Source organism: Streptomyces caniferus (genome assembly GCF_009811555.1).
In the GTDB taxonomy this organism is placed as follows: domain Bacteria; phylum Actinomycetota; class Actinomycetes; order Streptomycetales; family Streptomycetaceae; genus Streptomyces; species Streptomyces caniferus.
The window spans coordinates 2559174-2583075 of the sequence record NZ_BLIN01000005.1; the positions used below are offsets into that span (position 1 = coordinate 2559174).

Below are 23902 nucleotides of genomic sequence, written 5' to 3' on the forward strand. Positions count from 1 at the left end.
CTCTTGACCTCGACAGGGACGGCAGATGACCCAGGAGCTCACTTCCCCCAGCCCCGCCCCCCAGGCCCCCGGATCGGGCCGAGGTCCGGGATGGTGGCGCGACGCCGTCATCTACCAGGTGTACGTCCGCTCCTTCGCGGACAGCGACGGCGACGGCATCGGCGATCTGCGCGGGGCCCGCGAGCGGCTGCCGTACCTCAAGGACCTGGGGGTGGACGCCGTCTGGCTCACCCCGTTCTACGCCTCGCCCCAGGCCGACGGCGGCTACGACGTCGCCGACTACCGCGCCGTCGACCCCCTCTTCGGCACCCTCCAGGACGCCGACGGCCTGATCCGCGCCGCCCACGACCTGGGCCTGCGGGTGATCGTCGACATCGTCCCCAACCACACCTCCGACCGGCACCCGTGGTTCACGGACCCGGAGCTCGCCCGGCAGCGCTACCTCTTCCGCCCCGGCAAGGGCGAGGGCGGCGAACTCCCGCCGAACGACTGGGAGTCGGTCTTCGGCGGCCCGGCGTGGACCCGCACCGACCGGGGCGACTGGTACCTGCACCTCTTCGCGCCCGAGCAGCCCGACCTGAACTGGGACAACCCGGAGGTGCACGCCGAATTCGAGGCCATCATGCGCTTCTGGCTCGACCTCGGCGTGGACGGCTTCCGGGTCGATGTCGCCCACGGCATGATCAAGGCGCCCGGCCTGCCGGACATCGGCCACGGCGCCCAGGCCCAGCTGATCGGCAGCCAGGTGCTGCCGTTCTTCGACCAGGACGGTGTGCACGCCATCCACCGCGCCTGGCGCCGGCTGCTGGACGGCTACGGCGACGCCCGCGACAAGCAGGTGATCGGCGTCGCCGAGGCCTGGGCCCCCACCGCGGAGCGCCTCGCCCTCTACGTCCGCCCCGACGAACTCCACCAGGCCTTCAACTTCCAGTTCCTGAACGCCCCTTGGCAGACCGACGCGCTGCGCTCGGTGATCGACGCCTCGCTCGCCGCCACCGCCTCGGTCGGCGCCCCCACCACCTGGGTGCTGTCCAACCACGACGTCGTCCGCCACACCACCCGCCTCGGCGGCAGCCTCGCCCGCGCCCGCGCCGCCACCCTCCTGATGCTGGCGCTGCCCGGCTCCGCCTACCTCTACCAGGGCGAGGAACTGGGCCTGCCCGAGGTCACCGACCTGCCCGACGAGGTCCGCCAGGACCCGGCGTTCTTCCGCGGCGGCCGGGCGACCGGCGCGGCGGGCCCCGGCACCGACACCGAGTCCGCCCCCGACGGCGTCGCCGCCACCAGCGGGCAGGACGGCTTCCGCGACGGCTGCCGGGTGCCGCTGCCCTGGTCCGGCGAGTCGCCGCCGTACGGCTTCGGGCCCGGCGGCAGCTGGCTGCCGCAGCCCGCCGACTGGGGTGCCCTCACCGTCGCGGCCCAGACCGGCGACCCCGCCTCCACCCTGGAGCTCTACCGCGCCGCCCTCGACCTGCGGCGCCGGCTGCCGGGACTGGGCGACGGCGCCATGAGCTGGGCTCCCGCACCCGAGGGGGTGCTCGCCTTCACCCGCCCCGGCGTGCTGTGCACCGTCAACACCCTGGGGCACGACGTCGAACTGCCCGCGCCCGGAACGCCGCTGTTGTCCAGTGCCCCGGTGACCGTCCAGGACGCCGCCGCCCGGCTCCCCGGTGACAGCTGCACCTGGTGGGCAATCTGACAGCAGACCGGTACAGTCCCACCCATGACCGCCCGGCTCTCCGATATCGCAGCACAGGCGGGTGTCAGCGAGGCCACCGTCAGCCGGGTTCTCAACGGGAAGCCCGGCGTCTCCGCCACCACCCGCCAGTCCGTGCTGGCCGCTCTCGACGTACTGGGCTACGAGCGCCCGGTGCGGCTGCGACAGCGCAGCGCCGGGCTGGTCGGGCTGATCACGCCGGAGCTGGAGAACCCGATCTTCCCGGCCTTCGCGCAGGTCATCGGGCAGGCGCTGACCCGCCAGGGCTATACGCCCGTCCTGGCGACGCAGACGCCGGGCGGCTCCACGGAGGACGAGCTGACCGAGATGCTGGTCGACCGCGGGGTGGCCGGCATCATCTTCGTCTCCGGGCTGCACGCCGACACCTCCGCCGATATGCAGCGCTACGAGCAGCTGCGCGGCCAGGGCGTGCCGTTCGTCCTCATCAACGGCTTCTCCGACAAGGTGCAGGCCCCCTTCGTCTCCCCCGACGACCGGGCCGCGGTGGACCTCGCGGTCACCCATCTCAGCGCGCTCGGCCACCGGCGGATCGGGCTGGCCCTCGGCCCCAAGCGCTTCGTGCCCGTGCAGCGCAAGATCGAGGGCTTTGTGCGCGCCATGCAGGAGCGGCTGCAGCTCGGCCCGGCCGAGGCGGAGCCGTTCATCCAGCACTCCCTCTACACACTGGAGGGCGGCCAGGCCGCGGCGAGCGCGCTGATCGAGCGGGGCGCCACGGCCATCGTCTGCGCCAGCGACATGATGGCGCTCGGTGCGATCCGGGCGGCCAGGCAGCGCGGGCTCGACGTCCCGCGCGAGATCTCCGTGGTCGGCTTCGACGACTCCCCGCTCATCGCCTTCACCGACCCGCCGCTGACCACGATCCGGCAGCCGGTCACGGCCATGGGACAGGCGGCGGTACGTGCGCTGCTGGAAGAGGTCGGCGGCACCCCGGCCCCGCACAGCGAGTTCGTCTTCCACCCCGAGCTGGTGGTGCGCGGCTCGACCGCCTCGGCCCCGAAGCCGGCCAGGATCCCCAAGCCGCCGCGGGCTCCCTGAGGGCTCGATCCCCCAGAAGTACGGGGGTCTTACGTCCCCCGTAAGACCGATATGAGGCATCGAATACCCGACCGAAGGATGATCGACGGTACGCCCCTTTCTGGCAGACTGTCTGCCTATGGGTGATGCGAATACGAGGACTTTGGACGGCCTGCCGACCACCCCGCCACCCAAGGGGGAACGCGCGGACCACCCGGTCGCCGAGAAGCGGATGGCCCGTCTGCGTGCCCCTCGCACACCCCGGCTCTGGTTCGAGATCCTGCTGATCGCGGTCAGCTACTGGACGTACTCGATGATCCGCAACGCGGTGCCCGAGCAGAAGGCCGAAGCCCTGCGGAACGCCGACTGGATCTGGCAGGCCGAGCACTCGCTCGGCATCGCCGTCGAGCACACCGTCAACCACGCCGTGGACTCCGTGACATGGCTGATCGTCACGATGAACTACTACTACGCGACACTGCACTTCATCGTGACCATCGGCGTGCTGGTCTGGCTCTACCGCTGGCACCCGGGCCGCTACGCCGCGGCGCGGCTGGCGCTGTTCGCCACCACCGGCGTGGCGTTGCTCGGCTACTACTTCTTCCCGCTGGCACCGCCCCGGCTGATGACGGGCGGCGGCTTCGTGGACACCCTCATCGACCACGGGACGTGGGGCTCGATGGCGTCCGGCAATCTCGCCTCGATGTCCAACCAGTACGCCGCGATGCCGTCGATGCACATCGGCTGGTCCCTGTGGTGCGGCATCACCATCGCCCTACTGGCGAAGCCGCTGTGGGCCAGGGCCCTGGGACTGCTCTACCCCGCCACGACCCTCCTCGTCATCGTCTCCACCGCCAACCACTTCTGGCTCGACGCACTGGGCGGCGTCGCCTGCCTGAGCGTGGGCTTCGCGCTGGCGTCGCTCTGGTACGGGTCGCTTCCGCATCGCTTGGCGAAGGTGGCTGTCGCCTAGGCTTCCCACGTTTTTGGCTTTTGCGCCGTGGTGGTTGCTCGCCGTTTGTCGCCCGCTAACGCGGTGCCCGGCCGCTGCGCTTTGCCTCGCCTCGTTTTTGGCTGTCCCGTCATTGCGCCTGCGGCGGCCGGGGTCCGCTGCGCGGGGCTGTGGGTGCGGTGACGGACCTCCGGGGCAGGGGTGTGGAGTGAGTGAAGGCCGGTGGGGGCGGGCCGTCGCTGTGGCCGTTCTGGCCCTTGCCGGTCGTACCGGGGGACGCGTTTCTGTGTGATCACGAGGCGCACCGGACCACCTACCTGCACCCCCACCAACGTTTCCCCCTCCCACCCACGGGAGGGGACGGGTCGGAGCGGGTGGGGGTGTCCGGACTGCTTCGCTTTACGTCCGGACACCCCCACCCGCGCAGGCCCGTCACCGCACCCGACAGCCCCGCGCAGCGGACCCCGCCCGCCGCAGGCGCAACGGCGACAAACCACCACGGCGGGACAGGCAAAGCGCAGCGGACCGGCAACGACGAGCGCACCGCGTCAGCGGGCGACACACGGCGAGCAACACACACGGCGGCAAAGCCAAAAACGTGGGAAACCTACGCCCCGTAAAAACGTTGCTCGACGACGCCCCGCGCCCGCCGCGTGACCCGGCGGTAGTCGTCGAGCATTTCGCCGATGTGGCCCTCCTCGTAGCCGAGGTAGCGGCCTACGGCCGCCAGCTCGCGGCCGTCGACGGGGAACGTGTCGCCGGGGCGGCCGCGGACCACCATGACGGCGTTGCGTACGCGGGCCGCCAGTACCCAGGCCTCGTCCAGGGTCTGGGCGTCCTCGGTGTCGATCAGGTCGGCGGCGTGGGCGGCGGCCAACGCCTCGCGGGTGCGGGTGGTGCGCAGGCCGGGGACCTCCCAGCCGTGCTGCATCTGCAGCAGTTGCACGGTCCACTCGACATCGCTCAGGCCACCGCGGCCCAGCTTGGCGTGGGTGGTCGGGTCGGCGCCGCGGGGCAGCCGCTCGGCCTCCATACGGGCCTTGAGCTTGCGGATCTCGCGGACCGCGTCGTTGCCCAGGCCCTCGGCCGGATACCGCAGCGGGTCGATCAGGTCGATGAACCGCTGTCCCAGCTCGGCGTCGCCCGCGACCGGTTCGGCGCGCAGCAGGGCCTGCGACTCCCAGACCAGCGACCAGCGGCGGTAGTAGGCGGCGTACGAGGCGAGCGTGCGCACCAGCGGGCCGGACCTGCCCTCCGGACGCAGATCCGCGTCGATGGGCAACGGCGGGTCGGAGGAGGGGAGTTCGAGCAGCCGGCGCATCTCGTTGGCGACGCCTTGGGCGGCCTTGGCGGCCTCCTGCTCGTCGGCGCCCTCGCGCGGCTCGTGGACGAAGAGGACATCGGCGTCCGAGCCGTAGCTCAGCTCCCGGCCGCCGAACCGGCCCATGCCGATCACCGTGAAGCGGGTGGGCAGGGTGTCGCCCCACTGCTGGCGGACGGCGGCGCGCAGGGCCCCGGCGAGGGTGGCGGCGTTGAGGTCGGAGACCGCGGAGCCGACGGCGTCGACGGAGCGGCCGTGGTCGGTGTCCGCCGGGCTGAACTCCGTGCCGTACGCGCCGATCACATCGGCCGCCGCGGTGCGGAACAGTTCCCTGCGGCGCACCCCGCGGGCCGCCGCGACCGCCGCCTCGGCGCCGTCCGCGCGGCCGACCGCGGCCAGCACCTCCTGCTCCAGCGCGGCCCGGGTCCGCGGCTGCAGTCCGTCGGGGGCGCCGAGCAGCGCGACCGCCTCGGGGGCGCGCAGCAGCAGGTCGGGGGCGAGCCGGCCGGCGGACAGCACCCGGGCGAGGTTCTCGGCGGCGGCGCCCTCGTCGCGCAGCAGCCGCAGGTACCAGGGCGTCTTGCCGAGCGCGTCGGAGACCTTGCGGAAGTTGAGCAGGCCGGCGTCCGGGTCGGCGGAGTCGGCGAACCAGGCGAGCAGCACCGGCAGCAGGGTCCGCTGGATGGCGGCCTTGCGGGTCACACCGGAGGCGAGGGCCTCCAGGTGCCGCAGCGCGGCGACCGGGTCGGCGTAGCCGAGTGCTTCGAGGCGGTGGCCGGCGGCCCTGGCGGAGAGGCGGGTCTCGCCGGGCTCCAGGTGGGCGACGGCGTCGAGCAGCGGACGGTAGAAGAGCTTCTCGTGCAGCCGGCGCACCTCCCGGGCGTGCCAGCGCCACTCCTTGCGGAGGGTGTCGACCGGCTCGGTCCGCAGGCCCAGCGAGCGTGCCAGGCGGCGCAGGTCGCCTTCGCCCTCGGGCATCAGATGGGTGCGGCGCATCCGGAAGAGCTGGATGCGGTGCTCCAGTGTGCGCAGGAAGCGGTAGGCGGCGTCCAGGGCCGCGGCGTCCTGGCGTCCGACGTAGCCGCCGGCCGCCAGCGCGGCGAGGGCGTCGAGGGTGGTGGCGCTGCGCAGCGTGGCATCGCTGCGGCCGTGCACCAACTGCAGGAGCTGGACGGCGAATTCGACGTCGCGCAGTCCGCCGGGGCCGAGCTTGAGTTCCCGCTCGACCTGGGCCGCGGGGATGTTCTCGACGACCCGGCGGCGCATCTGGCGCACATCGGCGACGAAGTTCTCCCGCTCGGCGACCTCCCACACCATGGGCGCCAGCGCGTCCACGTACGCCTGCCCCAGCTGCAGATCGCCGGCCATCGGGCGGGCCTTGAGCAGGGCCTGGAACTCCCAGGTCTTGGCCCAGCGCTGGTAGTAGGCGAGGTGGCTGCTGAGGGTGCGCACCAGGGGGCCGTTGCGTCCCTCGGGGCGCAGGTTGGCGTCCACCGGCCAGATGGTGCCCTCGATGGTGTTGTCCGAGCACAGGCGCATCATGCGGGCGGCGAGCCGGGTCGCGGCCTGCAGCGCCTTGGCCTCGTCCACGCCCTCCTTGGCCTCGGCGACGAAGATGACGTCGACGTCGGAGACGTAGTTCAGCTCGCGGCCCCCGCATTTGCCCATGCCGATGACGGCCAGCCGGCACACCGCGGCGTCCCCGGGCGCCTCTTCGTAGGAGATCTCCAGGGCGGCCCGGACCGTGGCGGTGGCCAGGTCGGCGAGCTCGGCGGCGGCCTCGGCCACATCGGTCGTGCCGCACACATCGCGGGCGGCGATGCCCAGCAGGGAGCGGCGGTAGGCGGTGCGCAGCGCGTCGGCGCGCGGCCGTTCGGCGTTCGCTCCGGCCCAGATCCCCTCGGCGAGCGCCAGCTCGAATTCGGGGGTGGTGGGGTGCAGATCGACGGACTCGTAGGTGACCAGCGACTGCCAGTCGCGCGGGTGCCGGACCAGGTGGTCGGCGAGCGCCTCGGAGGCGCCCAGCACTCCCAGCAGCCGGTCGCGCAGCGGTTTCGCCGCGACGATCGTGCTCAGCAGCGCCTGCTGCTCGTCCGGTTCCTGCGCCTCCACCAGCCGGACCAGGCTGTGCAGGGCCAGGTCCGGGTCCGCGGTGGCGCCCAGCGCTTCGAGCAGCACCGTGTCGTCGCGTACGGAGGCGAGTTCGGGGGCGTCGAGCAGCTCCCCGGCCGCCGAGGGGTCGGTGAAACCGTGTCTCAGCAGCCGGGTGAACATGCTGCTCCGCCGTCCCTGCGGAGCGGGAAGTGCCATGGGTGCAGCCTCTCGGTGGCGCGGTGGCTCAGAGCACGGGCAGCATCTTGCGCAGCTCGAAGGCGGTGACCTCCGACCTGTACTCCTCCCACTCCTGCTTCTTGTTGCGCAGGAAGAAGTCGAAGACGTGCTCGCCGAGGGTCTCGGCGACGAGTTCGCTGCGCTCCATCAGCTCGATGGCCTCGCCGAGGTTCTGCGGCAGCGGCTCGATGCCCATCGCCCGGCGCTCCGAGTCGGACAGCGCCCAGACGTCGTCATCGGCGCCGGCCGGCAGCTCGTAGCCCTCCTCGATGCCCTTGAGACCGGCCGCGAGCAGTACGGCGTAGGTCAGGTACGGGTTGGCGCCGGAGTCGATGGAGCGGACCTCGACCCGGGTCGAGCCCATCTTGCCGGGCTTGTACATCGGGACGCGGATCAGCGCGGAGCGGTTGTTGTGGCCCCAGCAGATGTACGAGGGGGCCTCGCCGCCGGCGCCGGCGGTGCGGTTGGCGCCGCCCCAGATGCGCTTGTAGGAGTTGACCCACTGGTTGGTGACGGCGGAGATCTCGCCGGCGTGCTTGAGCAGTCCGGCGATGAACGAGCGTCCGACCTTGGAGAGTTGGTACTCGGAGCCGGACTCGTGGAAGGCGTTGCGGTCGCCCTCGAAGAGCGAGAGGTGGGTGTGCATGCCGGAGCCGGGGAAGTCCGAGAACGGCTTGGGCATGAACGTCGCCTGGACGCCCTGCTCCAGCGCGACCTGCTTCATGACCAGCCGGAACGTCATGATGTTGTCGGCGGTCGAGAGGGCGTCGGCGTAGCGCAGGTCGATCTCCTGCTGGCCGGGGGCGCCCTCGTGGTGGCTGAACTCCACCGAGATGCCCATCGACTCCAGCATCGTGATCGCCTGCCGGCGGAAGTCCATGCCGACGTTCTGCGGGGTGTGGTCGAAGTAGCCGGAGGAGTCGGCCGGATTCGGCCGGGTGCCGTCCACCGGCTTGTCCTTGAGCAGGAAGAACTCGATCTCGGGGTGGGTGTAGAAGGTGAACCCGAGGTCGGAGGTCTTGGCCAGGATGCGCTTGAGGACATAGCGCGGGTCGGCGTAGGAGGGGGAGCCGTCCGGCATCAGGATGTCGCAGAACATCCGGGCGGTGCCGGGGGCCTCGGCGCGCCAGGGCAGGATCTGGAAGGTGCCGGGGTCCGGCTTGGCGATCATGTCGGACTCGTACACCCGGGCGAACCCCTCGATGGCCGAGCCGTCGAAGCCGATGCCCTCGTCGAAGGCCTGCTCCAGCTCCGCGGGGGCCACCGCCACGGACTTCAGGAACCCGAGCACATCGGTGAACCACAGCCGTACGAAGCGGATGTCGCGCTCCTCGAGCGTTCGGAGCACAAACTCCTGCTGCTTGTCCATGGGTCACCAATCCTTGCAGGTCAATCGGCCTGTCCACGCGCGCCGGATCACGTAGCGTGGCACACCAGTATCACGCGCAGGGGTTACCGTCACATTACGCACCCTTGCCTGAATCAGAACCGCCGTCCCGTAACCCTCACCCCGCATCCTTCCCACGGCGAGCGGGCTCAGCGCAGCGGGCGGGGGCAAACGGGGGGCTTGGCGGAGTCTTGAAGCGAGCCTGAGCGGCCATTGACCCGGCATTGAAGGACCCGTTCCCTGCCCTTCCTACGCTGATCGCGGACCAGGTACGGCCCGGATCGGGAGTGGGGCAATGGCACAGGGATTCCAGACCGACCCGGACGCGATATTCCACTGCGCGTCCGGCACGGAACGGCAGCGCGAAGAGGTGCCGCGGCTCGCACGGGCACTGGAGCACGTGGAGATCCCCAAGGGGGCCTTCGGCAAGCTGCCGGAGTCGGACGAGCTGCACGCGTCCTACAAGGAGCATGCGCACGCGGCGCAGCAGGACATCCACGACATCGCGGAGCTGCTGCAAGGAGCGGCGGAGAAACTGCGGGCGGTGGCCGGCCACTACGTCGCGGGCGAGTACGCCACCCGGGACGGCTTCGGCGGCGGGAGCGTCTCCGTATGACCGTCACGGACGCCTATGCCTGGGTCGACAGGGAGATCGCGAAGCTTCCGGACGTACCGGAGATCCACAACAGCGAGGAGCACGGCATCGACGCCGGGCTCGACGACGCCATCCGGTGGTTCCTGGACAAGGTCGGGCTGATGGACAAGCTCGAAGAGGTCACCGGGATGCCGACGCAGCTCACCGCGGCCGCCCACGAGTGGCGGGCGCAGGCCGCGGCGCTGCACAAGGTGGCGGACGGGCTGCGGCAGGCCGCCCGGCCGCTGCCCGAGGCCTGGGCGGGCGACGCCTCGGAGGGCTTCGGGCACGCCATGGGCGAGATCGTCGAGGCGGTCGACGGTACGGCCACGGAGATGGGCGAGACGGCGCACATCCTCAGCCAGGCCGCCGCGGAGTCGAAGTTCGCCGAGGACGCCATCGTCGAGATCATCCGTGAGGCCATCGAGTGGGCGGCGATGACGCTGGCGGCGATGGTGGTCACCGACATCCTGACGCTCGGCCTGGCCACGGTGGTGGACGGCCTGGTGGCGGAGGCGGAGGTGGCGGTCTTCCTCGGCCGGGTGGAGAAGGTCTCCGCCGAACTGGCACAGACGCTCCGCAAACTCATGGAGGCCGTCCGGAAGTTCAAGGCGGGGAAGAAGTCCTGGGCGGCGTTCAAGGAGGCCAAGACCGCGGCCGGGGCGCTGCGCAAGGCGGGCGGCGCGTTCGGCGAGGGCTCCTACCGCACCCGGGACTGGTGGGCGCACCACCTCGTGACCGGGCAGATCGCGGGCCATGGCTCGAAGCCGCTGATCGGCGCCGCCACCGGCCTCACCGGCGACTTCAAGGGGCCGGCCACGGAAGCGGCCGAGCACTTCGGCAAGGAGGCACTGGCGGACGAGGGCCCGAAGGAGCCGGAGCCGTACCGCGTGCCCAAGGGCAGTATCGAGGACACCTTCGGCTGAGCGCCGGAACGGACAGAGAGACGGACATGCACCCCACCCCCGTCGTCCCGGAGCGGGACGCCTGGCTCCTCGCGCACAGTTCGGCCCTGCTGCGGCCCGGGGAGACGCTGTACGGCGCCCTGCCGGTGCGGCTCGACCCCCTGGTGCCCGACCGCATCCCCCGGCGCTGCCGCCGGGCGAAACCGGAGGCGCTGGAGCGGGAGCGGTTCAAGGGCTGGTGGCGGATCCTCCTGCCGGTGTCCTTCGTGATGTGGGTGTGCGCCCTGCCGGCCGGCCTGCTGGAGCGGGGCGCCCACCACACCTGGCACGGGATCCGCCGGCTGTTCCGGGGCCGGGTGTGGGAGGGCGGCTGGGACAGCGCCGCCGGATGGTTCGTGGTCACCACTCGGACGGGCACCGACGACGAGCGCCGGCACGACAACCACCGGCTCGCGCTGGCCTTCACCGACCGGCGGCTGCTGCTGCTGAGCCATCCCGCGCTGCCGGAGCGGGAGGCGGCGCAGGTGCTCGGCGAGCTGCCCCGCGGACGGTTCGCCCTGCGGCCCGAGCCGCATCCCGCACGCCACACCCACCGGGTGGACATCGCCTTCCCCGACGGGTCCTGGCTGGCGCTGGAGGCCACCGAGCGGGAGCAGGTACCGCAGCTCAGCGGGCTCCTCTCGCCCGTCTAGCCCTTCTAGCCCACCTGGCCCACGGCGCGGCGGCGCCCCGTCCCGTCCTTCCCCGTCCCCGTCCCCGCCCACGTCGGGTCCGGCCCCGCCGTGCCACCGGCCGCGGCACCCCGTCGCTCATCGGAGTGCCGGCGGGGGACGTCCCCGGGCACGCGGGTGGCGTGGTGTGCCAAGAGCGGGCGGGCGGGGAAAGCTGAGCGGTGGGACCGGCGCACGGAGCCGCCGGGCGGCGGACGCGGGAGGCCTCGTTCCGGCGGCGAACGGGCGCAACGGCACTCCGTTCGGCGGGCCACCACGGGAGCCATACCCCTAGGGGGTAGGGTGCGGGAGGGCGGGCCTCCCCCGCGTCCGCCGGTTCGCCGTCCGTCGAGAGGTCCGCGATGCACGAACAGGGCAAGGCCGCCGCATGGTGCGGCAGGCTGCTGCTGTTCACCGCGATGACCGTCGGCGGCGCCGGCGTTGCCGCCCTCTCGGCGTGGGCGCTCGCCCTCCCGGCCCTCCTCGGCGGCGCGCCGGCCGGACGCCGCGCGACCGCCCGGCCCACGGCCCCGCGCACCGGTCCGCCGCGCGGCCCGTGGCCGATATCCGGGGCGCCGCGCCCCCCACTCCTCGCCCGACTGTCGGTGCCGCGCGCGTAGGTGCGTGCCCCGCCGCCGACGCCCACCGGAGTCCGCGGCAGTGCCCTCACCCCGCCCAGATCACCACCGACTTCGTCTCGAGGTGTTTCTCCCCATGCGTACCCACTCCCGCCGCACCCTGTTCGGTGCGGGTATCGCCGTCGCCGGCAGCGGTCTGCTGTCCGCCTGCGCCACCGGCAAGACCGGCTCCGGCATGGACGGCATGAACGGCATGTACGGCACCGCCCCCTCCACCGGCCCGGACGGCCGCACACCGTCCGGCTATGTCTCGCCCGACGGCCCGGAGGTCGCCGAGGCCGAGCGCAGGCGGGGCTCCGGTCCCGTACGCCGCTTCTCGCTGACCGCCACCGAGACCCGGCTCGACCTGGGCGGCCGTACCGTCCACACCTGGGCGTTCGGCGACGAGCTGCCCGGCCGGGAGATGCGCGTCACCGCGGGAGACCGGATCGCGCTGACCCTCAAGAACCGCCTGCCGCGTCCCACGACGCTGCACTGGCACGGCCTGACGGTGCGCAACGACATGGACGGCGTGCCCGGCGTGACCCAGCGGTCCGTCAGGCCGGGCGCCTCGTTCGACTACCTCTTCGCGGTCACCACCCCCGGCACGCACTGGGTGCATCCGCACTCCGGCCTCCAGCTGGACCGCGGGCTGTACGCGCCACTGATCGTCGACGACCCCAGGGAGCCGCTCTCCTACGACAAGGAGTGGATCGTCCTGCTGGACGACTGGGTCGACGGGGTCGACGGCAGCACCCCCGAATCGGTGCTCAAGGAGCTGCACGGCGGCGTGGACCGCGGGCCCATGGCCCATGGCGAGACCGAGATGGCCCACGACGACGCGAAGGGCGGCGGGGGCGCCCACGCCAGACAGGGCAGGGCAGCCCCGGCCGACGGCCCGTCGCGGCTCCTGAAGGGCGCCCGGAGCAAGATGCTCGGCCACGACGCGGGGGACGTGGACCACCCGTACCACCTGGTCAACGGCCGCATCTCCCGTGACCCGCGGACCTTCCGCGCCAGGCCCGGCGACCGCATCCGGATCCGCTTCATCAACGCGGGCAGCGAGACCGCCTACCGCGTCGCCCTCGGCGACCACCCGATGACCGTGACGCACACCGACGGCTTCCCCGTCGAGCACGCCGAGACCGATGCCCTGCTCATCGGGATGGCCGAGCGCTACGACGTCCTGGTCACGGCCGGGGACGGCGTCTTCCCGCTCACCGTGCTCGCCGAGGGCAAGGGGCGCTCCGCGCTGGGCCTGCTGCGCACCGGCAGCGGCGAGGCGCCCGGCCCGTCCGTCCGGCCCAGGAACCTGTACGGCAGGATCCTGACCGCGGACCGGCTCCGCGCGGCCGAGTCCGTACGGTCCGTGGCACGCCGCCCCGACCGCACCATCGAGATGACCCTCACCGGCACGATGGAGAAGTACGACTGGGCGATCAACGGGAGCCCGTACACGCCGTCCCAGCGGTATCCGGTCGAGGCCGGCGAGCGGGTCCGGATCATCTTCCGCAACCACACCCGGATGTGGCACCCGATGCACCTGCACGGCCACACCTTCGACCTGCCGGACGGCGGCCCCCGCAAGGACACCACGATCCTGCTGCCCGGCCGCCGGGTCGACGTCGACTTCCACGCCGACAACCCCGGTCTGTGGATGGTCCACTGCCACAACATCTACCACTCGGAGTCGGGGATGATGACGATCATCGGCTACCGGAAGAAGTAGCGGCCGGGGGCGGGTGGCAGGTGTTCCGGGGGCGCGTGTGACGGGTGGCCCGGGGCGCGCGGCGGGCGTTCCCGGCGCGTGCCGCGAACGGGTCAGCGGGCCGCCGCCCCGGTCGCGCGTCACCCGCCCGAAGCACGGCCGACACGCCTTCGACCCCCCATTGCGTCAGAAAGACGATTACACTGGCGGAGTGCCTCAACTCCGTCTCGCCCTCAATCAGATCGATTCCTGCGTCGGCGCTCTCGACCGGAACGCCGAGACGATCCTGCGCTGGACGCGGCACGCCGCCGACCAGGGCGCACACCTCGTCGCGTTCCCCGAGATGGCGCTGACCGGATACCCGGTCGAGGACCTCGCGCTGCGCCCCTCGTTCGTCGAGGCGAGCCGCGAGGCGCTGCGGACGCTGGCCGGCCGGCTGGCGTCGCAGGGCCTGGGCGACCTCCCGGTGATCGTCGGCTACCTCGACCGCGGCGCACAGGCCAAGCCGCGCTACGGCCGTCCCGCGGGCGCCCCGCAGAACGCCGCCGCCGTGCTGTACGGGGGCGAGGTCGCGCTGAGCTTCGCCAAGCACCACCTGCCCAACTACGGCGTCTTCGACGAGTACCGCTACTTCGTCCCCGGCGACACCCTGCCCGTCGTACGGGTGCACGGGGTGGATGTCGCGCTCGCCATCTGCGAGGACCTGTGGCAGGACGGCGGCCGGGTGCCGGCCGCGTGCAGCGCGGGCGCCGGGCTGCTGCTCTCGGTCAACGCCTCGCCCTACGAGCGGGACAAGGACGACACCCGGCTGGAGCTGGTCCGCAGGCGGGCCCGGGAGGCCGGCTGCACCACCGCCTATCTGGCGATGATCGGCGGGCAGGACGAGCTGGTCTTCGACGGCGACTCGATCGTCGTCGACAGGGACGGCACGGTGATCGCGCGGGCCCCGCAGTTCGCGGAGGGCTGTGTGCTGGTCGATCTCGACCTGCCCGCCGCGGCGCCGGTGCCCCCCGCGGGCGTGCTGAACGACGGGCTGCGCGTGGACCACCGCACCCTGACGCCCGATCCGCTGCCGCCCTACCCGCCCGAGACCCTCGGCGGTGAGGCCGAGCGCCTCACGGACCTGGAGGAGATCTACACCGCGCTCGTCGTCGGCCTGCGGGCCTATGTCGCCAAGAACGGCTTCCGCAGCGTGGTGCTCGGCCTCTCCGGCGGCATCGATTCGGCGCTGGTCGCCACCCTCGCCTGCGACGCCCTGGGGGCGGAGCATGTGCACGCCGTGGCGATGCCCTCCCGCTACTCGTCGGAGCACTCCCTCACCGACGCCGCCGAACTCGCCCGCCGTACGGGCCTGGCGTTCCGTACGGTGCCGATCGGCCCGATGTTCGACGCCTATATGACGGCGCTGCCGCTGACCGGCCTGGCCGAGGAGAACCTGCAGTCGCGGCTGCGCGGCACCACCCTGATGGCCCTCTCCAACCAGGAGGGCCACCTGGTCCTGGCCCCCGGCAACAAGTCCGAGCTGGCCTGCGGCTATTCGACCCTCTACGGCGACTCGGTGGGCGGCTACGGGCCGATCAAGGACGTGTACAAGTCGGTCGTCTACCAGCTGGCCCACTGGCGCAACCAGGCCGCCGCGGACCGCGGACAGACCCCGCCGATCCCGGAGAACACCCTCACCAAGCCCCCGAGCGCCGAGCTCCGCCCCGGCCAGGTCGACACCGACTCGCTGCCCGACTACGACGTCCTGGACCGCATCCTGGCGCTCTACGTCGACCACGACCGGGGGCGGGAGGACATCACCGCCCAAGGCTTCGACGAGGCCCTGGTGACGCGCGTCCTGCGCATGGTCGACCACGCAGAATACAAGCGCCGCCAGTACCCGCCCGGCCCCAAGATCTCCGCCAAGGGCTTCGGCAAGGACCGCCGGCTGCCCATCACCAACCACTGGCGGGAAGGGGCCTGACGGGGCCCCTCCCCGGCCCGTCAGGCGGTGCGCTCCCCGGCCGGCACCCCCGCGCCCGCGGCCGGCTCCGTCTCCTTCTCGCCGCTGCGGGCCACGATCCGGGAGGCGTCGCCGGTGCCGCGGTCCAGGAGACCTGCCGTCACGGCGACGGCCAGGCCCAGGGCGGCCAGTACCGCGCCGACCAGGGTCGGGGAGGTCCAGCCCCACCCGGCCGCCAGGGCCAGGCCGCCGACCCAGGCGCCGCCGGCGTTGGCGAGGTTGAAGGCGGACTGATTGGAAGCGGCGGCCAGGGTCGGCGCCTGCTGGGCCTTGTTCATGACCAGCATCTGCAGCGGCGTGGTGGTCAGGAAGCCGACGGCTCCGATGAGGACGACCGTCACCAGCGCCGCCCACTTGACCTGGGCGGTGAAGTGGAAGGCGGCCAGCACGAGGGCCAGGGCCGCCAGCGAGCCGTACAGGGTCGGGCGCAGGGCCCGGTCGGTGAGCGGGCCCGCGGCGAGTGCGCCGAGGGTCATCCCGATGCCGAAGAGGGCGAGCACCAGCGGCACCGAGCCCGCCGCGAAGCCGGTGACCTCGGTCATCATCGACGCGAGGTAGCTGTAGACGGCGAAGATCCCGGCGAAGCCGAAGACGGTGGTGAGCAGGCCGAGCAGCACCTGGCGGTTGCCGAGCGCCCGCAGCTCGCTGCCCAGGCCGGTGCGCTCCTCGGCCGGCAGCGGGGGGACCAGCCGGGCCAGGGCGGCCATGGCGACCAGCCCGATGGCGGCCACGATGAGGAAGGTGGCGCGCCAGCCGAACTGCTGGCCCAGGAGGGTCGCGGCCGGGACGCCGATGATGTTCGCGACGGTCAGGCCGAGGAACATCGTGGCGACCGCGCGGGCCTGGCGCCCCTCGCGCACCAGCCGGGCGGCGACCACCGCGCCGACGCCGAAGAACGCGCCGTGCGGGAGCCCGGCCAGCAGCCGGCCGGCGATCAGCAGGCCGAAGGTGGGGGCCAGGGCGGAGGCCAGGTTGCCGACCGTGAAGACCGCCATCAGGCAGACCAGCATCCGCTTGCGCGGGATGCGGGAGCCGAGGGCGGTCAGGAGCGGGGCGCCGATGACGACGCCGAGGGCGTAGGCGGAGACGAGGTAGCCGGCGGTGGGCACGGAGGTGCCCAGATCGTCCGCGACGTCGGGCAGCAGGCCCATCATCACGAATTCCGTGGTGCCGATACCGAAGGCCGAGATCGCGAGCGCGAGCAGAGCCAAGGGCATGAAAGACCTTCCAGGGATTTTGCGTGCGAGCGCGCACGCAGCGCGCGGACCGTAAGTTTCGTTAAGTTCTCTTACGGAACAAAGTCTCTCAGGCTCAGTATTCCGCCCGGAGAACGGGGCGTGACGAACCCGTTTCCGCTCTCCGTCGGCCGCGCGCCCCGCCGTCCGTCAGATCTTCACCGACGCCGCGACCGGAAGGTGGTCGCTGCCGGTCGAGGACATCACCCAGGCCTTGACCGGGTCCATCCCCTTCATCATGATCTGGTCGATCCGGGCCATCGGGAACGCCGCCGGCCAGCTGAAGCCGAAGCCGTCGCCCGCCGCGCCCTGGGCGGAGCGCATCTGCGAGGTGACCGGGGCCAGCGAGCGGTCGTTCATGGTGCCGTTGAGGTCGCCGAGCAGCATGACCTTCTTCTCCGGGTCGGCGGCGATCGCCTCGCCGAGCGCCGCGGCGCTGCCGTCCCGCTGGTTGGCGGTGAAGCCCGCCTCGACCTTGACCCGCACCGACGGCAGATGCGCGACGTAGACCGCGAACTTCTGGCCGTCCTCGGCGGTGACGGTGGCCCGCAGCGCGCGCGTCCAGCCCATCTTGATGTCCACCGGCTTCGCGTCGGACAGCGGGCGCTTGCTCCACAGCCCGACGGTGCCCTCGACCGAGTGGTACGGGTACGCCTTCGCCAGCCCCTGACGGTAGGCGGGCAGCGCCTCGCCGGTCAGCTCCTCCAGGGCCACCACATCGGCGCCGGAGGCCACGATGTCCCTGGCGGTCGCCGCCGGGTCCGGGTTCTCGGCGTTGACGTTGTGGGTGGCGACCGTCAGATTGCCGCCGTTGCCCGCCTTGTCGGTGATCTGCCCGCCGAAGAGGTTGACCCAGGCGAAGACGGGCAGCACCAGCGCCAGGAGCGCGGTCGCCGAGCGGCGCAGCACCGCGACGACGAGCAGCAGCGGGATGCACAGGCCCAGCCACGGCAGGAAGGTCTCCAGCAGACTGCCCAGATTTCCCACGGTGTTGGGGATCTGTGCATGCAGCATCATCAACAGGCCGAGCAGGACCGCGAGTACCGCGAGCACGATGCCGCGCCGCCACATGCCCTCGGGACGCCACCAGTTCCGCAGGCGGTCGGCCCGGGAACCGGCCTGCCCGGGGTTGTGCCCCTGTCCCGGCTCCGTCATATATGCCTGCGCCATGTAGCTGTCCTCACTGCCTTGCTCCGCTGCGCCTCACCTGTGGTCTCCGACCCTAGGCGATGGTCCGTAATGCGCTTTCTTAGAAGTGAGGACGGCGCGGTGGCGGGTCGGGGTTCCGGTGCCGGGGCTCGTCACCGCGGCTGTGACAGAACGGGCATGATCCGGTCATACGGAGGGTGCGTCCGCCCGCGGTTCCGGCGCGGGCGGCCTGCTCCCAAGGCCGCCCGCGGGCGGCGGAGTTCGGCCCGCGGCCGCGTCCGTCGCCGGCCGTACGCCCTCCAGGACCAGGTCGACGAGGTCCGCCGAGAGGCACTCGGGCGGTTCCTTCCGTTCCTGGAGGAGGGCGCGGGCCAGCAGCGGGCCGACGAAGAGATCGGCGATGGCCTCCAGGTCCCGGTCGGTGCGGATCTCACCGTTCGCCACCCCGCGCCGGAGCACCCCGAGCAGCGCCTCGTGGCGGGCCCGTACGACCGTGTCGTGGTACTCCGCCCACAGTTCGGGCTGGGCCCGGACATGGCCGATGAGCATGCGCAGCAGCGCGGAGCCGCGCCGTGCGAGTCCGCGGCGGCGCAGGAACTCCAGCAGGGCGACCAGGTCGTCGCGTACCGAGGTGCCGTCCAGCGACGGGCCCGGGACGTCCAGGGACCGCATGACGTCGAGCAGCAGGGCGCTCCTGCCCGGCCAGCGGCGGTAGACCGTGGCCTTGCCGACGCCTGCCTCGCGGGCGATGCGCTCCATGGACAGCTCGCCTATGGAGGCACCGTCCTCGATCAGGCGCAGTACGGCCTCGATGATGGCGGAGTCGGCCGCGGCGCTGCGCGGCCGGCCGCGGCGCCCGGGGGCCGCCGGACCCGGCCGCTCCCCCACCGCCCCGCACTCCGCCGCCCCTCTCATCGCTCCGCGCCCGCCTTCCGCTCCTCCTGCGGCTGTGCCGCCCGCGGCGCCGGGGGCACCTTCCCCGGCAGGAAGGCCGCGGCCACCACGAGCCCGAGCAGGGCGACGGCGGCCGAGCCGAGCGCGGTGATGTGCATGGCGTGGAGGAAGGCGTCGTCGGCGGCGGTGATCAGCGGCCGGCCCGCCGGGCCCATCGCCTCGGCGAGGCCGTGGGTCGCCTCGATGGATTCACCGGCCGCGTGCCGGGCGGCAGCCGGTACGCCCGGCAGGGCGTCGAGCTCGTCCTGGATGCCGTCGCGGTAGCTCGTCGACAGCAGGGAGCCGAGGACGGCGACGCCGAGGGTGCCGCCGACCTGCCGGAAGACGTTGTTGAGCGCCGAACCGGAACCGGCCTTCTCCCGGGGCAGCGCCTGCATGACGGCGACCGTGGCCGGCGGCATGATGTGCGCCATCCCGGCGCCCTGCAGGAAGAACAGCGCCTCCAGGACCCAGATCGGGGTACGGGCGTCCAGCAGCAGCATGCCCGACATGGTGACGGCCACCACGAACATGCTGAAGGTGCACACCGCACGGGCGCCGTAGCGCTGCACGGCGAGCCGGGCCCGTGGCGCGAAGATCGTCTGGGCGGCGGCCAGCGGCAGGAACAGCATCCCGGCCTGCAGCGGGGTGTAGCCGCGCACGCTCTGGATGTAGAAGACGGTGAAGAACGCGACCCCCATCAGCGCGAAGAAGACCAGCGCGATGGCGGCGATGGCGGCCGAGAAGGCGGGGTTGCGGAAGTAGCTGATGTCGATGGACGGATGGTCGCTGTGCTTCTGGTGCACCACGAAGACCAGCAGCACCGACAGGCCGCCGGTGATCGGGCCGACCACCTGCGGGCCGGTGAAGTCGGCGAGCTGACCGCCCTTGATGATGCCGTAGACCAGCAGGACCAGCCCGACGACGGACAGCAGCACCCCGAGCGGGTCCAGCCGGCCCGGGTCGGGGTCCCGGGAGTCGGGCACCAGGACCAGCATCGCGATCAGCGAGACCACCACGACCGGCGCGTTGATCATGAAGACCGAGCCCCACCAGAAGTGGGCGAGCAGAAAGCCGCCGGCGATCGGGCCGACCGCGATGGCCAGCCCCACCCCGCCCGCCCAGATGCCGATCGCCCGGGGCTGCTCGTCGTGCTCGAAGACGTTCATCAGGATGGCGAGGGTGGCCGGCATGACCAGGGCGCCGCCCACGCCCATCACGGCGCGGAAGGTGATCAGTTCGGCGGGCGACTGGGAAATGCCGGCGCACACCGATCCGGCGCCGAATACCGCCAGGCCGACCAGCAGCACCTTCTTGCGGCCGAGACGGTCGCCGAGCAGGCCCGCGGTGAACAGCAGACCGGCGAAGACCAGCGTGTAGGAGTTGATCGCCCACTCCAGCTCGCTCTGGGTGGCGCCCAGGCCGACGGGGGCCGGGGTCGCGATCGTCTTCATGGCGACGTTGAGGATCGAGTTGTCCAGCACCACGATCAGCAGGCTGAGCATGAGGGTGTACAGGACCGCCCAGCGGCGGCGGTGGATGCGTTCCGGGATCTGTGGGGCCGACGGTGCGCCCGGGGTGCTGGAGGAGGTGGCCATGGCCGGACCCTAGGCATCTTCCGATACGGGACCGTTCCGTATGGGAGAGCCACGCGGGCGGGACCCGTCTTCCGGGCGAAGCAAGACCGGTCACACCCGCTCCCCGTTTCCTTTGTGCGCGGGCCGTGCCAGCATGGTGGGGAGTCCGGGGACGCCGTCAGGGTGCCTCGAGATGACGAACAGGAGCCGTCACCATGACGCAGCTTTCGCCTGCCCAGAAGCCGGTCGACAAGTCGCTGTACGGAGGGTCGGGCTCGCGCCGGATCACCGTCCGCGACATCGCCGCCGCCAAGGCGCGCGACGAGAAGTGGCCGATGCTGACCGCCTACGACGCGATGACCGCCTCCGTCTTCGACGAGGCCGGCATCCCCGTCCTGCTCGTCGGTGACTCGATGGGCAACTGCCACCTCGGTTACGAATCCACCGTGCCGGTCACCATGGACGAGATCACCCTGCTGTCCGCGGCGGTCGTCCGGGGCACCAAGCGCGCGCTCGTCGTCGGAGATCTGCCCTTCGGCTCGTACCAGGAGGGCCCGGTGCAGGCGCTGCGCAGCGCCACCCGCCTGGTGAAGGAAGCCGGGGTGGGCGCCGTCAAGCTGGAGGGCGGCGAGCGCTCCGCGGACCAGGTGGAGCTGCTGGTCTCGTCCGGCATCCCGGTGATGGCACACGTCGGGCTGACCCCCCAGTCGGTCAACGCCTACGGCGGCTACCCCGTCCAGGGCCGCGGCGAGGAGGCCGCCCAGCAACTGCTGCGGGACGCGAAGGCCGTGCAGGACGCCGGCGCCTTCGCGGTCGTCCTGGAGGCCGTACCCGCCGAGCTGGCCGCCGAGGTCACCCGTTCGCTCGCCATCCCGACCGTCGGCATCGGCGCGGGCCTGGACTGCGACGCCCAGGTACTGGTGTGGACCGACATGGCCGGCATGACCGCCGGCCGGGTACCGAAGTTCGTCAAGCAGTACCTCCAGATGCGGGAGCTGCTCGGCAACGCGGCCAAGGCGTTCGCCGAGGAGGTCGTCACCGGCGAGTTCCCGGCGGAGCCGCACACGTTCCACTAAGCGGCCCACGTTTTTGTCTTTTCCGCCGTGGGGGGTTGCTCGCCGTTTGTCGCCCGCTAACGCGGTGCGCTCGCCGTTTCGCCTGGCGGCGGGCCGGTCCGTTGCGCTTTGCCTCGCCTCGTTTTGGGCTGTCCCGTCATTGCGCCTGGCGGCGGGCGGGGTCCGCTGCGCGGGGCTGTGGGTGCGGTGACGGACCTCCGGGGCAGGGGTGTGGGACTGCTTCGCTTTACGTCCCACACCCCTGCCCCTCCGGCCCGTCCCCTCCCGTGGGTGGAGTGAGTGACGGGTGAGTGGGGGCGGGCCACCCATCACCGCTTCTCTGCAGCCCACGAGCCGCACCGGACCACCTACGTGCACTCCCACCACCGTTTTTCCCTCCCACCCACGGGAGGGGACGGGTCGGAGCGGGTGGGGGTGTCCGGACGTAAAGCGAAGCAGTCCGGACACCCCCACCCGCGCAGACCCGTCACCGCACCCCGACAGCCCCGCGCAGCGGCCCCGCCCGCCGCAGGCGCAACGACGGGCGCACCGCGTTAGCGGGCGACAAACGGCGAGCAACCACCACGGCGGGAAAGCCAAAAACGAGCCGAGACAAAGCGCAGCGGCCGCGCACCGCGTCAGCGGGCGACACACGGCGAGCAACCACCACGGCGCCAAAGACAAAAACGTGGGAAGAAAGCAAAGCGCAGCTGTCGGCGACCTGTCGGTGCCTTGTCGGTGGCGGCTGACACGCTAACCGCATGACGCGACAGACGATAACCACCAAGGGCGGGAACGCCGTGGAGGTGCGCGGTCTGGTCAAGCACTTCGGGGCGGTCAAGGCCGTCGACGGGGTGGACCTGGACGTGAAGGAAGGCACCGTGCTCGGTGTGCTCGGCCCCAACGGCGCCGGCAAGACGACGCTCGTGCGGTGCTTGTCCACCCTCCTCGTGCCGGACGCCGGCCGTGCCGTCGTGGCCGGCTTCGACGTGGTGCGCCAGCCCCGCGCGCTGCGCCGCACCATCGGCCTGACCGGGCAGTACGCCTCGGTCGACGAAAAGCTCTCCGGCTGGGAGAACCTCTACATGATCGGGCGGCTGCTCGATCTGTCCCGTAAGGACTCCCGCCGGCGCGCGGACGAGATGCTGGAACGGTTCTCGCTGACCGAGGCCGCCAAGCGGCCCGCCGCCAAGTACTCCGGCGGTATGCGCCGCCGGCTCGACCTCGCCGCCTCGATGATCGGCCGGCCGGCCGTGCTCTACCTGGACGAGCCGACGACCGGACTGGACCCCCGTACCCGTAACGAGGTGTGGCAGGAGGTCCAGCAGATGGTGCGCGAGGGCGCGACCGTGCTGCTGACCACGCAGTACATGGAAGAGGCCGAGCAGTTGGCGAACGAGCTGACGGTCATCGACCGCGGCCGGGTGATCGCCGAGGGGAAGGTCGACGAGCTCAAGGCCAAGGTCGGCGGGCGGACGCTGCAGATCCGGCCGTCGGACCCCGGCGAGCTGGACCGGGTGGCGGGGGCCGTCGCGCAGGCCGGTCTGGACGGCATCGCGGGCGCCACGGCTGACCACGACGAGGGTGTGGTCAATGTACCGATCATCAGTGACGAGCAGTTGACCGCGGTGGTGAACGTGCTCGGCCGGCAGGGCATCGCGCTCGCCGGGATCAGCACCCATCTGCCCAGCCTGGACGAGGTGTTCCTGGCCATCACCGGCCAGAAGACCTCCGAGGCCGCGTCCGAGGAGACCATGGACCAGCAGTACGCGGAGGTTTCGGCATGAGCGCGGCGACGATGACGGCGCCACGGCTGAAGGCCGGCGCGGACGAGGGCCGGATCGGCGTCCGCGCCAATCTGCGGCACATCGGCGCGCTGGTGCGGCGCAACGTCCTGCAGATCAAGCAGGACCCGGAGTCGATGTTCGACGCCCTGCTGATGCCGATCATCTTCATCCTGCTGTTCACCTATGTGTTCGGCGGCGCCATCGCCGGCAAGGGCAATCAGCACGCCTACGTGCAGCATCTGGTGCCCGGCATGATGGCGATGATGGGCATGAACATCGCCATGGCGGTGGGCACGGGCGTCAACGAGGACTTCCGCAAGGGCGTCATGGACCGCTTCCGGACCATGCCGATAGCCCGGTCCTCGGTCCTGATAGCCAAGATCGTCGTCGAGATCGGCCGGATGCTGATCGCCACCGCGATCCTGCTCGGCATGGGCTTCCTGCTGGGCCTGGAGATCAAGGGCAGCATGCTCGCCTTCCTCGCCTCGATCGTGCTGTCCACGGCCTTCGGGGCGGCCCTGATGTGGATCTTCATCCTGCTGGGGCTCGCCATGAAGACCCCGCAGGCGGTCCAGGGTGTGGCGATGCTGGTGCTGATGCCGCTGCAGTTCGGCTCGTCGATCTTCACGCCGACGACGAAGATGCCGGGCTGGCTGAAGGGGTTCACCGAGGTCAACCCGCTCTCCAACCTGGCGGACGCGGCCCGCGCGCTGATCAACGGCCAGGGCGCGGTGGCCCATCCGACGCTGATCACCCTCGCCTGGGCGGTCGCCATCACGGCCATCACCATGCCGCTCGCGGTGGCGAAGTTCCGCAAGAAGACCTGACGCGCGTCCCGCAGGGG

18 protein-coding genes are annotated in these 23902 nt (G+C 71.9%); 12 read left to right on the forward strand and 6 right to left on the reverse strand.

Going from position 1 to position 23902, the window contains the following annotated elements:
• Nucleotides 1–25: 25 nt before the first annotated feature.
• The 3 genes from Scani_RS27795 to Scani_RS27805 all read left to right on the forward strand — a co-directional run bounded on the left by Scani_RS27795 (nt 26) and on the right by Scani_RS27805 (nt 3725).
• Nucleotides 26–1699: a glycoside hydrolase family 13 protein gene (locus Scani_RS27795; protein ID WP_159480547.1), complete on the forward strand. Its 1674-nt coding sequence runs from the start codon at nt 26–28 to the stop codon at nt 1697–1699.
• Between the two features lie 24 nt (nt 1700–1723).
• Nucleotides 1724–2773 carry a LacI family DNA-binding transcriptional regulator gene (locus Scani_RS27800; protein WP_159480548.1) on the forward strand — a complete coding sequence of 350 codons (1050 nt, stop codon included), beginning with the start codon at nt 1724–1726 and terminating at the stop codon, nt 2771–2773.
• Between the two features lie 118 nt (nt 2774–2891).
• Nucleotides 2892–3725: a phosphatase PAP2 family protein gene (locus Scani_RS27805; RefSeq protein WP_167538146.1), complete on the forward strand. Its 834-nt coding sequence runs from the start codon at nt 2892–2894 to the stop codon at nt 3723–3725.
• Between the two features lie 586 nt (nt 3726–4311).
• Here the strand turns inward: Scani_RS27805 and Scani_RS27810 are convergent.
• Complete coding sequence (locus tag Scani_RS27810) at nt 4312–7335, reverse strand: bifunctional [glutamine synthetase] adenylyltransferase/[glutamine synthetase]-adenylyl-L-tyrosine phosphorylase (RefSeq protein WP_159480549.1); 3024 nt, start codon at nt 7333–7335, stop codon at nt 4312–4314.
• 28 nt (nt 7336–7363) lie between these two features.
• The gene (gene glnA2 / locus Scani_RS27815; RefSeq protein WP_159480550.1) at nt 7364–8725 is read right to left on the reverse strand and encodes a gamma-glutamylpolyamine synthetase GlnA2; all 1362 of its coding nucleotides are present in this window, start codon (nt 8723–8725) and stop codon (nt 7364–7366) included.
• 313 nt (nt 8726–9038) lie between these two features.
• Here glnA2 and Scani_RS27820 point away from each other — a divergent pair, with 313 nt between their 5' ends.
• The 6 genes from Scani_RS27820 (at nt 9039) to Scani_RS27845 (ending at nt 15283) form a co-directional block, all read left to right on the forward strand.
• Nucleotides 9039–9359: a hypothetical protein gene (locus Scani_RS27820; RefSeq protein ID WP_159480551.1), complete on the forward strand. Its 321-nt coding sequence runs from the start codon at nt 9039–9041 to the stop codon at nt 9357–9359.
• Nucleotides 9356–10303 carry a WXG100 family type VII secretion target gene (locus Scani_RS27825; RefSeq protein WP_159480552.1) on the forward strand — a complete coding sequence of 316 codons (948 nt, stop codon included), beginning with the start codon at nt 9356–9358 and terminating at the stop codon, nt 10301–10303. Before Scani_RS27820 ends, Scani_RS27825 begins: the two co-directional genes overlap by 4 nt.
• 26 nt (nt 10304–10329) lie before the next feature.
• Nucleotides 10330–10974 (forward strand): hypothetical protein, encoded by a 645-nt coding sequence (locus Scani_RS27830; RefSeq protein ID WP_159480553.1) that lies wholly within the window; start codon nt 10330–10332, stop codon nt 10972–10974.
• 380 nt (nt 10975–11354) lie between these two features.
• A complete protein-coding gene (locus tag Scani_RS27835; RefSeq protein WP_159480554.1) occupies nt 11355–11612 on the forward strand; it encodes a hypothetical protein in 258 nt (85 codons plus the stop codon).
• Nucleotides 11613–11706: 94 nt separating this feature from the next.
• Nucleotides 11707–13338 (forward strand): multicopper oxidase family protein, encoded by a 1632-nt coding sequence (locus Scani_RS27840; RefSeq protein ID WP_159480555.1) that lies wholly within the window; start codon nt 11707–11709, stop codon nt 13336–13338.
• Between the two features lie 190 nt (nt 13339–13528).
• Nucleotides 13529–15283 carry an NAD+ synthase gene (locus Scani_RS27845; protein WP_167538147.1) on the forward strand — a complete coding sequence of 585 codons (1755 nt, stop codon included), beginning with the start codon at nt 13529–13531 and terminating at the stop codon, nt 15281–15283.
• A gap of 20 nt (nt 15284–15303) precedes the next feature.
• Here the strand turns inward: Scani_RS27845 and Scani_RS27850 are convergent, their stop codons facing one another.
• The 4 genes from Scani_RS27850 to Scani_RS27865 form a co-directional block, all read right to left on the reverse strand.
• Nucleotides 15304–16539: an MFS transporter gene (locus tag Scani_RS27850; protein ID WP_159480557.1), complete on the reverse strand. Its 1236-nt coding sequence runs from the start codon at nt 16537–16539 to the stop codon at nt 15304–15306.
• A 168-nt stretch (nt 16540–16707) separates the two neighbouring features.
• Nucleotides 16708–17712 carry an endonuclease/exonuclease/phosphatase family protein gene (locus Scani_RS27855; RefSeq protein WP_371872439.1) on the reverse strand — a complete coding sequence of 335 codons (1005 nt, stop codon included), beginning with the start codon at nt 17710–17712 and terminating at the stop codon, nt 16708–16710.
• Nucleotides 17713–17892: 180 nt separating this feature from the next.
• The gene (locus tag Scani_RS27860) at nt 17893–18621 is read right to left on the reverse strand and encodes a TetR/AcrR family transcriptional regulator (protein ID WP_159480559.1); all 729 of its coding nucleotides are present in this window, start codon (nt 18619–18621) and stop codon (nt 17893–17895) included.
• Nucleotides 18618–20237: an MFS transporter gene (locus tag Scani_RS27865; RefSeq protein ID WP_159480560.1), complete on the reverse strand. Its 1620-nt coding sequence runs from the start codon at nt 20235–20237 to the stop codon at nt 18618–18620. The genes Scani_RS27860 and Scani_RS27865 overlap by 4 nt, the downstream gene beginning before the upstream one ends.
• A 194-nt stretch (nt 20238–20431) precedes the next feature.
• Between Scani_RS27865 and panB the strand changes: the two genes are divergently transcribed.
• The 3 genes from panB (at nt 20432) to Scani_RS27880 (ending at nt 23885) form a co-directional block, all read left to right on the forward strand.
• Nucleotides 20432–21292, forward strand: coding sequence for a 3-methyl-2-oxobutanoate hydroxymethyltransferase (gene panB, locus Scani_RS27870; RefSeq protein WP_159480561.1), 861 nt, complete (start codon nt 20432–20434; stop codon nt 21290–21292).
• A gap of 740 nt (nt 21293–22032) precedes the next feature.
• On the forward strand, nt 22033–23058 hold the full coding sequence (locus Scani_RS27875) for an ATP-binding cassette domain-containing protein (protein WP_159480562.1): 1026 nt from the start codon (nt 22033–22035) through the stop codon (nt 23056–23058).
• Nucleotides 23055–23885, forward strand: a complete 831-nt coding sequence (locus tag Scani_RS27880) for an ABC transporter permease (protein WP_159480563.1) — start codon at nt 23055–23057, stop codon at nt 23883–23885. Before Scani_RS27875 ends, Scani_RS27880 begins: the two co-directional genes overlap by 4 nt.
• The last annotated feature ends 17 nt before the right edge of the window (nt 23886–23902 follow it).

What these genes read in the sequence shown, in the direction of transcription:
- Scani_RS27795 (WP_159480547.1), top strand. Translation starts at nt 26, where the DNA reads ATGACCCAGGAGCTCACTTCCCCCAGCCCCGCCCCCCAGGCCCCCGGA.
- Scani_RS27800 (WP_159480548.1), top strand. Translation starts at nt 1,724, where the DNA reads ATGACCGCCCGGCTCTCCGATATCGCAGCACAGGCGGGTGTCAGCGAG.
- Scani_RS27805 (WP_167538146.1), top strand. Translation starts at nt 2,892, where the DNA reads ATGGGTGATGCGAATACGAGGACTTTGGACGGCCTGCCGACCACCCCG.
- Scani_RS27810 (WP_159480549.1), bottom strand. Translation starts at nt 7,335, where the DNA reads ATGGCACTTCCCGCTCCGCAGGGACGGCGGAGCAGCATGTTCACCCGG.
- glnA2 (WP_159480550.1), bottom strand. Translation starts at nt 8,725, where the DNA reads ATGGACAAGCAGCAGGAGTTTGTGCTCCGAACGCTCGAGGAGCGCGAC.
- Scani_RS27820 (WP_159480551.1), top strand. Translation starts at nt 9,039, where the DNA reads ATGGCACAGGGATTCCAGACCGACCCGGACGCGATATTCCACTGCGCG.
- Scani_RS27825 (WP_159480552.1), top strand. Translation starts at nt 9,356, where the DNA reads ATGACCGTCACGGACGCCTATGCCTGGGTCGACAGGGAGATCGCGAAG.
- Scani_RS27830 (WP_159480553.1), top strand. Translation starts at nt 10,330, where the DNA reads ATGCACCCCACCCCCGTCGTCCCGGAGCGGGACGCCTGGCTCCTCGCG.
- Scani_RS27835 (WP_159480554.1), top strand. Translation starts at nt 11,355, where the DNA reads ATGCACGAACAGGGCAAGGCCGCCGCATGGTGCGGCAGGCTGCTGCTG.
- Scani_RS27840 (WP_159480555.1), top strand. Translation starts at nt 11,707, where the DNA reads ATGCGTACCCACTCCCGCCGCACCCTGTTCGGTGCGGGTATCGCCGTC.
- Scani_RS27850 (WP_159480557.1), bottom strand. Translation starts at nt 16,539, where the DNA reads ATGCCCTTGGCTCTGCTCGCGCTCGCGATCTCGGCCTTCGGTATCGGC.
- Scani_RS27855 (WP_371872439.1), bottom strand. Translation starts at nt 17,712, where the DNA reads ATGACGGAGCCGGGACAGGGGCACAACCCCGGGCAGGCCGGTTCCCGG.
- Scani_RS27860 (WP_159480559.1), bottom strand. Translation starts at nt 18,621, where the DNA reads ATGAGAGGGGCGGCGGAGTGCGGGGCGGTGGGGGAGCGGCCGGGTCCG.
- Scani_RS27865 (WP_159480560.1), bottom strand. Translation starts at nt 20,237, where the DNA reads ATGGCCACCTCCTCCAGCACCCCGGGCGCACCGTCGGCCCCACAGATC.
- panB (WP_159480561.1), top strand. Translation starts at nt 20,432, where the DNA reads ATGACGCAGCTTTCGCCTGCCCAGAAGCCGGTCGACAAGTCGCTGTAC.
- Scani_RS27875 (WP_159480562.1), top strand. Translation starts at nt 22,033, where the DNA reads ATGACGCGACAGACGATAACCACCAAGGGCGGGAACGCCGTGGAGGTG.
- Scani_RS27880 (WP_159480563.1), top strand. Translation starts at nt 23,055, where the DNA reads ATGAGCGCGGCGACGATGACGGCGCCACGGCTGAAGGCCGGCGCGGAC.